13 protein-coding genes and 2 tRNA genes are annotated in these 12,440 nt (G+C 63.4%); 9 read left to right on the top strand and 6 right to left on the bottom strand.

The features are described 5' to 3' along the window. Positions 1-115: 115 nt before the first annotated feature. From ETQ85_RS10005 to ETQ85_RS10015, 3 genes are read left to right on the top strand one after another with little or no spacing between them, the layout of a single operon-like run. Entirely contained in the window at positions 116-526 is a 411-nt protein-coding gene (locus ETQ85_RS10005) for a DUF1924 domain-containing protein (protein WP_148578905.1), read from the top strand. A gap of 34 nt (positions 527-560) precedes the next feature. Continuing rightward, positions 561-1,064, top strand: a complete 504-nt coding sequence (locus ETQ85_RS10010) for a diheme cytochrome c (protein WP_222862124.1) — start codon at positions 561-563, stop codon at positions 1,062-1,064. Beyond that, entirely contained in the window at positions 1,036-1,695 is a 660-nt protein-coding gene (locus ETQ85_RS10015; protein ID WP_148578906.1) for a cytochrome b/b6 domain-containing protein, read from the top strand. Before ETQ85_RS10010 ends, ETQ85_RS10015 begins: the two co-directional genes overlap by 29 nt. Before the next feature lie 28 nt (positions 1,696-1,723). On the opposite strand, the gene ETQ85_RS10020 is transcribed toward ETQ85_RS10015, so the two are convergent. Continuing rightward, positions 1,724-2,476: a glycine-rich domain-containing protein gene (locus ETQ85_RS10020; protein ID WP_246128724.1), complete on the bottom strand. Its 753-nt coding sequence runs from the start codon at positions 2,474-2,476 to the stop codon at positions 1,724-1,726. Positions 2,477-2,653: 177 nt separating this feature from the next. Here ETQ85_RS10020 and ETQ85_RS10025 point away from each other — a divergent pair, with 177 nt between their 5' ends. Beyond that, entirely contained in the window at positions 2,654-3,247 is a 594-nt protein-coding gene (locus tag ETQ85_RS10025; RefSeq protein WP_148578907.1) for a hypothetical protein, read from the top strand. 49 nt (positions 3,248-3,296) lie between these two features. Here ETQ85_RS10025 and ETQ85_RS10030 read toward each other — a convergent pair whose 3' ends face one another. Beyond that, a complete protein-coding gene (locus tag ETQ85_RS10030) occupies positions 3,297-4,952 on the bottom strand; it encodes an aminotransferase class III-fold pyridoxal phosphate-dependent enzyme (RefSeq protein WP_148578908.1) in 1,656 nt (551 codons plus the stop codon). A gap of 57 nt (positions 4,953-5,009) precedes the next feature. Here ETQ85_RS10030 and asd point away from each other — a divergent pair, with 57 nt between their 5' ends. From asd to maiA, 5 genes are read left to right on the top strand one after another with little or no spacing between them, the layout of a single operon-like run. Then, entirely contained in the window at positions 5,010-5,918 is a 909-nt protein-coding gene (gene asd / locus ETQ85_RS10035) for an archaetidylserine decarboxylase (protein ID WP_148578909.1), read from the top strand. Between the two features lie 60 nt (positions 5,919-5,978). Then, positions 5,979-7,181 (top strand): 3-hydroxybenzoate 6-monooxygenase, encoded by a 1,203-nt coding sequence (locus ETQ85_RS10040; RefSeq protein WP_148578910.1) that lies wholly within the window; start codon positions 5,979-5,981, stop codon positions 7,179-7,181. A 38-nt stretch (positions 7,182-7,219) separates the two neighbouring features. Further along, positions 7,220-8,275 (top strand): cupin domain-containing protein, encoded by a 1,056-nt coding sequence (locus ETQ85_RS10045; protein ID WP_148578911.1) that lies wholly within the window; start codon positions 7,220-7,222, stop codon positions 8,273-8,275. A gap of 45 nt (positions 8,276-8,320) precedes the next feature. Further along, positions 8,321-9,031, top strand: a complete 711-nt coding sequence (locus tag ETQ85_RS10050; protein WP_148578912.1) for a fumarylacetoacetate hydrolase family protein — start codon at positions 8,321-8,323, stop codon at positions 9,029-9,031. A 4-nt stretch (positions 9,032-9,035) separates the two neighbouring features. Further along, a complete protein-coding gene (gene maiA, locus ETQ85_RS10055; protein WP_148578913.1) occupies positions 9,036-9,674 on the top strand; it encodes a maleylacetoacetate isomerase in 639 nt (212 codons plus the stop codon). Positions 9,675-9,792: 118 nt separating this feature from the next. Here maiA and ETQ85_RS10060 read toward each other — a convergent pair. The 4 genes from ETQ85_RS10060 to ETQ85_RS10075 form a co-directional block, all read right to left on the bottom strand. After that, positions 9,793-9,869, bottom strand: a tRNA-Arg gene (locus tag ETQ85_RS10060). A 96-nt stretch (positions 9,870-9,965) separates the two neighbouring features. After that, positions 9,966-10,042: transfer RNA gene (locus tag ETQ85_RS10065), tRNA-Arg, on the bottom strand. Between the two features lie 108 nt (positions 10,043-10,150). Beyond that, positions 10,151-11,056 carry a helix-turn-helix domain-containing protein gene (locus tag ETQ85_RS10070; protein ID WP_148578914.1) on the bottom strand — a complete coding sequence of 302 codons (906 nt, stop codon included), beginning with the start codon at positions 11,054-11,056 and terminating at the stop codon, positions 10,151-10,153. A 96-nt stretch (positions 11,057-11,152) separates the two neighbouring features. After that, the gene (locus ETQ85_RS10075; protein ID WP_246128726.1) at positions 11,153-12,343 is read right to left on the bottom strand and encodes a 4-hydroxybenzoate 3-monooxygenase; all 1,191 of its coding nucleotides are present in this window, start codon (positions 12,341-12,343) and stop codon (positions 11,153-11,155) included. Positions 12,344-12,440 lie beyond the last annotated feature (97 nt).

The following is a 12,440-nucleotide window of genomic DNA, read 5'->3' on the forward strand; positions in this document are numbered from 1 at the left end:
GCCGCCCGCTCCGGGCTCTTCTGCATCCACCACAGCAACCAACGCCACTGCGTTTGTGGTTAAGGCTGAATTAAGGAATGGCGCCGAGGATGAAGATCCTCATCGAGGAGACGCCATGACACGCAAGTCCCTGTTCAAGCACCTGCCGACGACACTGTTTGTTGCCAGCACCAGCCTCGCCGCAGTCGTTCACGCGGCAGCCCCGACCGAACTGCTCGCTGGCTACAGCGGGCAGGCTCAGGCACCGTCTTCGGCCACGCGCGGTCAGCAATTCTTTACCGGCACACATGGCGGCGACTGGAGCTGCAGTTCCTGTCACGGGGCGGTTCCAACCGGAGGCGGCAAACACGCCTCGACCGGCAAGCCCATCACGGCCCTGGCCCCGGCCGTCAATCCGGAACGCTTTACCGATCCGGCCAAAGTCGAAAAATGGTTCCGCCGCAACTGCAAGGACGTACTGACGCGGGAATGCACGGCCGCCGAAAAGGCCGACGTGCTGGCCTGGCTGCTCAGCCTCAAGCCCTGATCCCGCCCACCGGCCCTGACCAAGGAGAGCCCCATTGCCAAACATTTCTCATCCCTCTTCCCGCCCGGTAGTGGCTCTGCTTCACCTGCTCGGCCTGCTGGCAGGTCTTGGCATGGGCATCGCTGCCTGGGCCGACGGTGAGCAGCAAACCCGCCAGGTTCCTCTGCTGCCGGCCTATCAGCAAGAATGTGCGGCCTGCCACATGGCCTATCCACCAGCCTACCTCCCCGCCGAATCCTGGCGCCGCCTGATGCACACCCTGCCCACCCATTTCGGCTCGGATGCCTCCCTCGACACCGCAACGGCCGCCGCCGTGAGCGACTGGCTGGGCAGCCACGCCGGCACCTATAAACGCGTCCGCGAAGCACCGCCCGAGAACCGCATCACCCGCACCCGCTGGTTCATCAAGAAGCACGACGAAGTGCCGGCCGCGACATGGGCGCGCCCTGCCATCAAGAGCGCAGCGAACTGCTCGGCCTGCCACCCCCAGGCCGAGAAAGGTGATTTCAATGAACACCGCATCCGCATCCCGCGCTGAACGCAGCCCCGCCATCCCGGCCAGCCGGCGGGTGGTGGACGCTCCGACCCGGGTCGTGCACTGGCTGCTGGCCCTCAGCTTCATCGGCGCCTATCTAAGCGGCGACAGCGAACGCTGGCGCCTCCTGCACGTGAGCCTCGGCTACACCATCCTCGGTCTGGTGGTCCATCGCGTACTCTGGGGCCTGATCGGGCCGCGTCACACCCGGCTGTCGGCATGGGCGGCAAAACTCCGTGGCACACCGGACTTCCTGCGCAGCCTTCGCAGCGGCAAACCGAATCCCAGCGCAGCGCAGAACCTGCTGAACACCCTGTTCGCCATCCTGATCCTCGGCTTTGCGCTCATTGCCAGCATCAGCGGTTACGCCGTCTACGAGGAACTCGGCGGAGACTGGCTGGAGGAGCTGCATGAACTGAGCAGCGATGGCATGCTTGTCATGGTGCTGGGGCACCTGCTGCTGATTGTTACCAGCAGCCTGCTGCGTCGGCAAAACCTGGCCGCCCGCATGTTCAGCGGACGCCTGCCCGGCCGGGGACCGGATCTGATCAAGCGCAATCACGGTGCGCTGGCAGCCCTGATTCTTGCTGTCGTCCTCGGCTTCTGGTTCGTGCAACTGCTGGCCCCGGCATAGCCTCGCCTTGACCATTGAGCGGCGGCGATCAATCTCCGCCGCCGCAGCCTCCTCCACCGCATCCATCTCCACCACTACCGTCCACGTCACCACCACCGCAACCACCATCACCTCCGCCGCAACCGATATGGCTGGCACAATAGGCATCCGTCGTCCCCGTTCCGTCCGGCCCCATGCAATTCAAGGCGTAACGGAATCCATCCGGAATCTGGAGCAGACCGTCGAGGGCAAACAGCATCGGCAAGCGTTCCGGCTTGCGGGGATCGATCCCCTCGAGGCGACAGGCCTGCAACCAGGTCCTGCGCAAGCCGACCTGCGCCGACTGGGGTGACTGCATGTGCTCGGCCGGGGTGTGATCAAGAAAGCGTCCCAAGGCCTGCCGGCAGAACAGTCGATAACCGCGGGTGAACAGGATGAACTCATGCCAGGCCACATCGACGGCCTGGCTGGGCATCGACACCATCTGCCCCCGGGCCGCCCTCGCCACATGAAAGAAGTTGCGCAGCTCGCGCAGCACCATCTCCGCCTGCCCCTCGCTCAAATGCGGATAGGTGTCCCGCAGCTTGCGCGCAAGACCGGGAGGAAAACGATAATCCTTCACGAATGCTTCCCTGCTCCGCTCGGCCCAGCGCAACCACAGGATGCGCCCCAGCAGCACGCCAAGACTAGCCAGCAGAAGCCCCGCAAGCCACTTCCCGGCTCCGCCATGGCTGGAAACAAGCACGCCGCCAACGGCCAGCACCACCACGGCAATCCAGCGCCCCTGATTGACCCGCCTCATCGAATTCACACTCCCGTATCCCGACAACCCGGTGAAGTTCACATTTTGACGAGGAACAAAACAGCAAACCAGAGCGACGCAAAGGGATCACCGTTCCTTAACATTCCCGCAGCCGCCCGGTAACGCGCGCTTCTTAGTCTTGCCTTGAAGGCTTGATTGCCAAACTTGGGAGACGTAATGAAGGACTTTCTGCGCGCACTTGAAACCCAGCGGTGGGACGACCACCGCTTCTATCACCACAGCCTGGTCAATCAGACTCTGCACCTCATCAGTGCGGTCAGTTTTCTGACGGCTTACGCCTTCATGTTTTCCGATCCGGTCAATGCGGCCCTGATCGGCTGGATGGTATCGATGGTGACCCGCCAATCCGGCCACTTCTTCTTCGAACCGCTGGGCTTCGACGAGGAAAACCAGGTTTCCAACGAATACAAGGAAGCGGTGAAAGTCGGCTACAACCTGAAACGCAAGGTCGTGCTGCTGTCCATCTGGGCCTTCATTCCGGTCGCGCTCTACCTCAACCCGACCCTGCTCGGCCTCTTCGACGCCCACACCAACATGGACGGCTATATCGATCACGTGGGCAAGATGTGGCTGGCCCTCGGCGTTGGCGGCCTGCTCTTCCGCACCGTGCATCTGTTCTTCCTGCGCGACGTGCAGACCGGCCTCGTCTGGTTCACCAAGATCCTCACCGACCCGTACCACGACATCAAGCTGTACCACAAAGCCCCGCTCCTGCTGCTGCGCAGCATCGTGTCCCGCCAGCACGCCTGATCAAGGCGCGACGCCCTTCCATCCTGCGAGGGGTGGAAGGGCGTTTTCTTTACTTCAGAAAACGATGGATCAGCATCTCCTTCAGGATGCGGCGCTTGATGCCCTTGTTGCTGAGCGTCCCGTCGGTCCACCACCAGCCATCCGCCGCCATCTTCTTCGCCGCGGCCACAAAGCGCTCCAGCACCGTGTCGAAATCAGCATCCGAGTAGTTCAGACTGAAGATGAAGCGTCCGGTGCCGACCCAGCTCAAGGCCAGCCCTTCCAGCCTCAGGTAATACTGCAGAATCCAGTTGTAACGACTTGGTTCCGTGTAAAAAACCGTCCAGATCGACGAGACGTTGGCGACCTGCACCGGCAGGCCTTCGGCCTTCAGCCGGGCATTGAAGCGCTGCGCCCGGACATTCCAGGTTTCCTCCAGTCCGGCATACAGCGCCTGCACTTCCGGCGTCTCGATGCGCACCAGAAACTCGGCCATCGCCCCCATCACGTAGGGGTGCGAATTGAAGGTACCGCGGGCAAAACAGATGTCCGCCGGCCGGTCGTCGCGAAAACGCTTCATCAGCGCCCGCTTGCCGCACACCACGCCCACCGGCATGCCGCCACCGAGCGTTTTGCCGTAGGTGACCATGTCGGCCTGCACGCCAAAGTATTCCTGCGCACCACCGCGGGCCAGCCGGAAGCCGACAAAAACCTCATCGAAGATCAGCACGATGCCGCGCTCGGTGCACACCTCGCGCAGTTCCTTCAGCCAGGCGGTGTAGGCGGCCCGGTCGAAAGCTGCCTTGCGGGCGCTGTCCACCAGCGACGAATCCCCCGGCGCACCACCATTCGGGTGCAGCGCCTGCAGCGGATTGACCAGCACGCAGGCGATGTCTTTGCGGCGGCGCAGCACACGCAGCGCATCGGCGTGCATGTCCTTCAGCGTGTAAGTCTGATTGGCCGCCACCGGGTTGCCGACACCGGGCTGCACGTCGCCCCACCAGCCGTGATAAGCCCCGCAAAAGCGCACCAGGTGCGTCCGGCCGGTGTGGTAGCGGGCCAGGCGCACGGCCTGCATCACCGCCTCGGTGCCCGACATGTGGAAGGACACCTCGTCCAGCCCCGAGATTTCCTTCAGGCGCCGCACGTTGCTGGCCAGCAGCGGGTGGTAGGCGCCGAGCACCGGGCCCAGATCCTTCACCCGTTCGGCGCCGCGGGCCAGGCAGTCCTTGTAGAAGTCGTAGCCGAACACATTGACGCCGTAGGAGCCGGTCAGATCGTAGAAGACATTGCCGTCCAGGTCGGTAACCGTCACGCCGGACGACGCCTGCAGGAAGGAGCCGCCCTTGAGGTGCTGGCGCACGAAACGGCTGTACTGGAAGGGCACCCGGTAGGCGCCGGTGAACTGCATGTCCGACACACCCTCGGCCGCCTCGGCAGTCAGTGCCGCGCTTTGGGCAAAGCGCTCCCGGTAGGCCGATACCAATCGGAAAAAGCCCTCCCGGCGCCGCACCGCCACGTCCTCCGGTGCGTCATCCGAACGGAAGAAACCGTACTCGTCGTATTCGTAAAAAGGCAGCAGCTTAGCCACCCGACGGGACATCTTCGAATGCCCGGCAAGGGACGGATGCTTGCCCTTCGACAGCTCGAGCCGACGCTTCGCCTTCACAACCAGAGCGGGCAGCACAAGCGCCCCGAGCCCGGCCAATACCAATGCATCTTCCACGCGCAAGCACTCCACAGTTGAAAGATGACTGATTTAACCGACCCCGGTTACAAAGCCATGAAAATCAAAAGCCTCCTCAGCCGCATCACTAATCAGGAAGACCTCAACTTCCTCCTCACCAACCGGGTTCCCCGCGCCCTGCTGACCCGCTTCATGGGCACATTCAGCAAGATCGAGAACCCCGTCGTGGCGAAGCTTTCCATCGCCGTCTGGCGACTCTTTGCCGACCTGGATTTATCCGAAGCCAGGCAGACCCGTTTCAAGAGCATGCACGACTGCTTCACCCGCCAACTGAAGGACGGCGCCCGCCCCATCGACACCAACCCGGCCGTCCTCAGCAGCCCCTGCGACGCCATCATCGGCGCCTGCGGGCAGATCGACGGCACCGACGTGCTGCAGGCCAAGGGCGCGCCCTACCCGCTTATCGACCTGCTCGGCGACCCGGCGCTGGTGGAAACCTACCGCAACGGCAGCTACGTCACCCTGCGCCTCAAGTCGAGCATGTACCACCGCTTCCATGCCCCAGCCGACCTGCGCGTCGAGCATGTCACCTACATCTCCGGCGATACCTGGAACGTCAATCCAGTCGCCCTCAAGCGCGTCGAAAAGCTCTACTGCAAGAATGAACGGGCGGTGATCCGCACCCGCCTGGCCAACGGCGGCGCACCGATCACACTGGTGCCCGTGGCCGCCATCCTCGTCGCCAGCATCCGCCTGCACTGGCTGGATGTGCTGCTGCACATCCGCTACCGGGGGCCCAACGAGATTCCTGCGCAGGCCGACTTTGCCAAGGGACAGGAGATGGGCTGGTTCGAACACGGCTCGACGATCATCGTTTTTGCTCCCAAGGGCTTTGCCCTGTGCCCCGGGCTTCAGGACGGCAGCCCGATCCGCATGGGCGCAGCCCTGCTGCGCAAGCCCGACGCCACACCTCTATCTAAAATTGGAAATCTCTCTATTCAATAGCATATATTTACGAAATAGTGCTCCTCATTGACACTGGATATACACCAATAAGGAGACGCTATGACTTCCAGTTCCGCTTCGCTTCCTGTTCTCGTCGCCGGTGGCGGCATCGGCGGTCTGGCCGCCGCCCTCGCCCTGGTTCGCCAGGGTTTTCAGGTCAAGGTTTTCGAGCAGGCCCCCGAAATCGGCGAAATCGGCGCCGGCATCCAGCTCGGCCCCAATGCCTTCCACGCCTTCGACGCACTCGGCGTGGGCGACAAGGCGCGCAGCCGTTCCGTGTTCACCGATTACATGGTGATGCACGACGCCATCGACGAATACCAGGTCGGCAAGATCCCCACCGACGAGAACTTCCGCAAGCGTTTCGGCAACCCCTACGCCGTCATCCACCGGGTGGATGTACACCTGTCGCTGCTCGAAGGCGCCCAGGAAACCGGCAAGGTCGAATTCCAGACCAGCACCCGCATCGAACGCGTCGAGCAGGATGAGGAAGGCGTCACCGTTTACGACCAGCACGGCAAGGCCTACCGCGGCGTTGCGCTGATCGGCGCCGACGGCGTCAAGTCGGTGGTGCGCCAGCAATATGTCAGCGATCCCCCGCGCGTCACCGGCCACGTGGTGTATCGCGCTGTTGTGGACAAGGCCGACTTTCCGGACGAGCTGAAATGGAACGCCGCCAGCATCTGGGTCGGCCCCAACTGCCATTTGGTGCATTACCCGCTGCGCGGCGGCGAGCAGTACAACATCGTCGTCACCTTCCACAGCCGCCAGACCGAAGAATGGGGCGTCACCGAAGGCAGCAAGGAAGAAGTGCAGAGCTACTTCCAGGGCATCTGCCCGAAAGCCCGCCAACTGATCGACCTGCCCAAGACCTGGAAGCGCTGGGCCACAGCCGACCGCGAACCCATCGGCCAATGGACCTTCGGCCGCGCCACCCTGCTGGGCGACGCTGCCCACCCCACCACCCAGTACATGGCCCAGGGTGCCTGCATGGCACTCGAAGATGCCGTGACGCTCGGCGAAGCCCTGCGCGTGACCGGCAAAGACTGGACCAAGGCCCTCGATCTGTACCAGCGTTCGCGCATCACCCGCACCGCCCGCATCGTACTGTCGGGCCGCGAGATGGGTCGCCTCTACCATGCCAAGGGCGTCGAGCGCCTGGTGCGCAACTCCCTGTGGAAGGGCCGCAGCGCCGAGCGCTTCTACGACGCCATGGAATGGCTGTACGGCTGGAACGTCGGCAACTGCCTGGCCCAGGACTGATCACGCCCACCGCCCGACCGCACACAAGGACATCCCCAATGCAAGATCATGGCCGTTTTGACACCCTGGGCCGTCTCGAAGACCTGCCCCAGGACTACCGCGACGAACTGAAAGCCCACAACCTGGTACCCCTGTGGCCCAGCCTGCGTGCCGTATTGCCGCCAGAAAAGCCCCGTCCCAACACCCGCGCCATCCACTGGCCCTACAAGACCCTGCGCCCGCTGCTGCTGAAGGCCGGCGAACTGACCCCGATCGAAAAAGCCGAACGCCGCGTGCTGGTGCTGGCCAACCCGGGCCACGGCCTCGAAAAGATGCAGGCCAGCGCCGCCATGTACCTGGGCATGCAATTGCTGCTGCCCGGCGAGCTGGCGCCCCCGCATCGCCACACCCCGAACGCGATCCGCATGATCGTCGAAGGCGAAGGCGCCTACACCACCGTCGACGGTGAAAAATGCCCGATGCGCCGCGGCGACCTGATCCTCACCCCCACCGGCCTGTGGCACGAACACGGCCACGAAGGCGACCAGCCGGTGGTGTGGCTGGACGTGCTCGACCTGCCGCTGGTGTATTACGTGGAAGCCTCCTACCACCTCGAAGGCCCGAGCCAGACCGTCAAGCCCGGCCAGGGCGCCAAGTCTTACGCCCGTGGCGGCCTGGTGCCGACACCGATCTTCGAGCGCGCCGGCAAGGCCTACCCGATGCTGCACTACCCGTGGGCCGAAGCCCGCACCGCACTGGAATCGCTGGCCGCCGACGAGTCGAATGTCGAAGCCGTCCAGCTCACCTACGTCAATCCGGAAACCGGCGGCGATGCGCAGAACATCCTCGGCTTTTACGCCCTGATGCTGCGCCCCGGCCAGACGCTCAGGCTGCCGGTGCGCTCACCCGCCATGGTCTTCCACTTGATTGAAGGCGCCGCGAAGATCAGCATCGACGAACAACAGTTCAGCCTTGCCGAAGGCGACACCTGCTGCGCCCCCGGCTACACCCCAGTGAGCCTGACAAACCCGTCCGCCGATGCGCCGGCCTTCGTTTTCATCGCCGACGAAACCCCGCTACACCGCAAGCTCGGCGTCTTCGAAAACCGCGGCTGAACGCCACACCCAGCGCCCACAGCCCCATTCAAAAAGGAAAAAGACATGACCCAACAGACCTACCTCTGGAATCCGCAGCCGGTTTTCTCCCTGCCCGTGCGCGGCAGCACAGCCCGCCTGCCGGTGAAGCGCATCTTCTGCGTCGGCCGCAACTACCACGCCCACGCCCTTGAAATGGGCCGACCGGTGGACAAGTCCACCTCCAGCCCCTTCTACTTCACCAAGGCCAACTCGACCCTGGTCGAATCCGGCGAAACCGTGCCCTACCCCACCGGCACCAACAACTACCACTTCGAAATGGAACTCGTCGTCGCCATCGGCGCCAGCGGCTTCCGTGTCTCCGAAGCCGATGCGGCCGGGATGATCTTCGGCTATGCCGCCGGCCTCGACATGACCCGCCGCGACCTGCAACTGGTGGCCCGCGAAGCCGGTCGTCCGTGGGATCTGGGCAAGGACTTCGAGAAATCCGCCGTGTGCAGCGAGATAGTGCCGATCGGCGACCTGGGTGTGCTCGACAGCGGCGCCATCAGCCTGTCGGTGAATGGCGAGACCAAGCAGTCGTCCGATCTCTCCAAGCTGATCTGGAACATCCAGGAAATCATTGCCGACCTGTCCAGGTTCTACCACCTCGAACCCGGCGACCTGATCTACACCGGCACCCCGGAAGGCGTTGGCGCAGTCAAGACCGGCGACAAGATCGTGGGCACCATCGACAAGGTCGGCGAAGTCAGCCTCACCATCGGCGCGGCCGAGTGAGCGCATGAAGCTCTATAACTTCTTCCGCAGCGGCACGTCCCACCGCCTCCGCATCGCCCTGAACCTCAAAGGCCTCAAGTACGAGTACCTGCCGGTGGATCTGCGCACCGAGCAGCACCTCAAGCCTGAGTTCAAGGCGCTCAACCCGCAAGGGCTGGTGCCGGCGCTGGTCGATGGCGGCAAGGTGCTGATCCAGTCGCCGGCGATCATCGAATGGCTCGAAGAGCGTCACCCGGAACCCGCCCTGCTTCCCGCGACCCCGGAAGCACGGGCCCGGGTGCGGGCGCTGGCGGCGATTGTCGGCTGCGACATCCACCCCATCAACAACCGCCGCATCCTCGAATACCTGCGCAATCAGTTGCACTGTGACGAGGCTGCCATCAACGCCTGGTGCGCCACCTGGATCAGTGCCGGCTTCGACGCCCTCGAAGCCCTGCTGGCCGCCGACACGGCCCGCGGCGACTACTGCTTCGGACAGACGCCGTCGATTGCCGACGTGTATCTGATCCCCCAGGTGGAAAGCGCCCGGCGTTTCAAGGTGGACATGGCCCAGTGGCCCCTGATCAGCGCCATCGACGCCGCCTGCCACAAGCTCGATGCCTTCCGGCTGGCGGTTCCGGCCGCACAACCCGACGCAGCCTGAGCAACGGGCCCCTGAACGCAAAACCGCCCCGGCCTGCAAAGGCACGGGGCGGTTTTTTGTGTAGGGACCAAGCCGCCAAACAAAAAGGGACTGCATTTCTGCAGTCCCTTCTTAAAACTGGTGCGCCCGGCAGGATTCGAACCCACGACCCCTTGGTTCGTAGCCAAGTACTCTATCCAACTGAGCTACGGGCGCAATTTACAACTCACAAACTCAACTTTCCGGACTGACCGGCGGAAGTCTAAGCTTCCTGAAGCTGAAAAGAATCGCACTTGAACGACTCTTGAAAACTGGTGCGCCCGGCAGGATTCGAACCCACGACCCCTTGGTTCGTAGCCAAGTACTCTATCCAACTGAGCTACGGGCGCACTTGAGAGAACGAAATTATACACAAGAATTTCAAAAAGGAAAGCATTTAGTGAAATTAATCCTAAATACTTTCAACAGCCCCTTTTTTACAGGAAGCCCCCACCCCATCAGCCGGCCGCGTGGGCCTCCCGGTAACGGGACGGACTGAGGCCGGTGCGGCGCTTGATGAAGCGACAAAAGTAGGCCGGATCCTCGAAGCCGAGACTCAATGCCACACCCGTTACTGGCTCGGTCGTATACAACAATAGACGACAAGCCTCGCGGGTGAGTCGTTCATGGATCAGCGCCAGCGCACTATTACCTGATTCAACGCGAATCAGGCGATTGAGGCGCGGGATGCTCACACCAAGCTGGGCCGCGTAGCGGGCCACCGGCCAGTGCTCAAGGTAACGCGCCTCCACCTGCAGCACGAAGCGCGTGAACAACGCCTGATGGTGCGCCAGCGGACCGCCCTCCCCGCGAGCCTGGAGACGCACACCGGCCTTGGCCAGATGCCATACCACGGCCAGCGACAGCCAGCGCAGCGGTGGGGTACCAGCCATGCCGGGGGTGATGAACTCCGCCGCCAGTTCGCACAGCAGCGCATCAAGGCGGCCGGCGGCCGGATCGTCCTGCTCGAAGCACAGCACCCGCGGCCCGGCGAACAATTCACGCAAGGCCTGACCGGCAGTGTCGAGTTCGCCCTCCACCAGAAAATGCCCTCCGAGGGTCAGCACCCGCCCCTGGGTTTCCGGCGCGAAGCGAAAGCCATGCACGATGCCGGGCGGCACGATCACCGCCACCGGGCCGCTTACCTCCTGGCGATCGGTATCCAGTGCGACACGGGCGCTGCCCTCGCGGATCCACACCACCTGGTACAAACCGTGGTGCAGATGGGGCTGGATATCCCAGTCGTGACCGCGACTGCGGGACTGGATTTCCTCGATATGCAGCAACTCGTGCACCGGCTCGGCGGGCTCGCCATAGAGCGTGAAGCTGGGGATCAGGGGCCTGGAAAGGGAAGAGAGGCTCATCGCGGTAATCCTGGCATGGCACGATGCCATGCTTCTGCATCGATTCTGGCCCGCCACGGCCTGCGCTGTAAGCCCCCTTCCGGACTAGCAGCTAGATCATTCCGTTATGCCCTCGAAGGGCACACCGACGTAATTCTCCGCCAGCGACGTGGCGGCAGCCCGGGAGCTGACCACGTATTCCAGCTGCGAGCGGCGGAAGCGCCGGGTGATGGTGTCCTCGCCCTCGAAGTCGTGGAGCATGTTGGTCATCCACCAGCTGAAATGCTCGCCACGCCACACCCGCTTGACCGCCCGGGTGCTGTAGCCGTCCAGGCCGTCCTGGCTATTGTTGCGGTAGAAATCGGTGATCGCGCGGGTTAAGAGCACCACGTCGCCAGCGGCAAGGTTGAGCCCCTTTGCGCCGGTGGGCGGCACGATGTGGGCCGAGTCGCCGGCCAGGAACAGGCGACCGTGCTGCATCGTCTCGCACACAAAACTGCGCATGGCGATGATGCCCTTCTGGAAGATCGGACCTTCCTTGATCTCCCAGCCGTCGTCGTTGGCCAGGCGGGCGCGGAACTCGGCCCAGATGCGCTCGTCCGACCAGTTGTCCACGCTGTCCTTCGGGTCGCACTGGAAGTACAGGCGCTGCACGGTGGGCGTACGCGTGCTCACCAGCACAAAACCGCGGTCGCTCTGGGCGTAGATCAGCTCGTCGCTGGACGGCGGCGCTTCGCACAGAATGCCGAACCAGCCGCAGGGATAGACCTTGGCGTGTTCTTCGCGCAGGTTCGCCGGAATGGCCTGGCGCGACGGACCGTGAAAGCCGTCGCAGCCGCCGATGAAGTCGGCGCGAATCTCCTGCGCCTCGCCGTTCTTCGTATAGCGGATGCCCGGCTGGGTGCTCTCCAGATCGTGCAGGCTCACGTCGCTGACGCCGAACTCGATGGTCGTGCCGTTGGCCAGCACCGCCGCCACCAGATCCTTGATCACCTCATGCTGGGGATAGACGGTGATCGACTTGCCGCCGGTCAGCTCGGGCAGATCGATGCGATGGCGCTTGCCGCCAAACGACAGCTCGATGCCGTTGTGCACATAGCCTTCCTTCACCATCCGCTCGCCGACACCGATCTGCTTGAGCAGTTCGACCGTCGGGTGCTCCAGCACGCCGGCCTTGATGGTCGCCTCGATGTCGTCACGAGTGCGTTGCTCAACGATGAACGATTCGATGCCCTGCAGATGCAACATGTGCGAAAGCAGCAGCCCTGCCGGGCCGGCGCCGATGATGCCTACCTGGGTCTTGATCATGATCCTGTCTCCTGTCTGTTTTTATGTGTGAACAGGGACGCAGACTACGGACCGGCAGGCAGCCGGTGAATGGACGAATCCAGCCAGCGGCTTGGAC

The sequence above is a fragment of the Zoogloea oleivorans genome, assembly GCF_008107625.1.
Lineage (GTDB): Bacteria > Pseudomonadota > Gammaproteobacteria > Burkholderiales > Rhodocyclaceae > Zoogloea > Zoogloea oleivorans.

Coding starts and splice junctions, on each gene's coding strand:
- ETQ85_RS10005 (WP_148578905.1), top strand. CDS start 116: ATGACACGCAAGTCCCTGTTCAAGCACCTGCCGACGACACTGTTTGTT.
- ETQ85_RS10015 (WP_148578906.1), top strand. CDS start 1,036: ATGAACACCGCATCCGCATCCCGCGCTGAACGCAGCCCCGCCATCCCG.
- ETQ85_RS10020 (WP_246128724.1), bottom strand. CDS start 2,476: ATGAGGCGGGTCAATCAGGGGCGCTGGATTGCCGTGGTGGTGCTGGCC.
- ETQ85_RS10025 (WP_148578907.1), top strand. CDS start 2,654: ATGAAGGACTTTCTGCGCGCACTTGAAACCCAGCGGTGGGACGACCAC.
- asd (WP_148578909.1), top strand. CDS start 5,010: ATGAAAATCAAAAGCCTCCTCAGCCGCATCACTAATCAGGAAGACCTC.
- ETQ85_RS10040 (WP_148578910.1), top strand. CDS start 5,979: ATGACTTCCAGTTCCGCTTCGCTTCCTGTTCTCGTCGCCGGTGGCGGC.
- ETQ85_RS10045 (WP_148578911.1), top strand. CDS start 7,220: ATGCAAGATCATGGCCGTTTTGACACCCTGGGCCGTCTCGAAGACCTG.
- ETQ85_RS10050 (WP_148578912.1), top strand. CDS start 8,321: ATGACCCAACAGACCTACCTCTGGAATCCGCAGCCGGTTTTCTCCCTG.
- maiA (WP_148578913.1), top strand. CDS start 9,036: ATGAAGCTCTATAACTTCTTCCGCAGCGGCACGTCCCACCGCCTCCGC.
- ETQ85_RS10070 (WP_148578914.1), bottom strand. CDS start 11,056: ATGAGCCTCTCTTCCCTTTCCAGGCCCCTGATCCCCAGCTTCACGCTC.
- ETQ85_RS10075 (WP_246128726.1), bottom strand. CDS start 12,343: ATGATCAAGACCCAGGTAGGCATCATCGGCGCCGGCCCGGCAGGGCTG.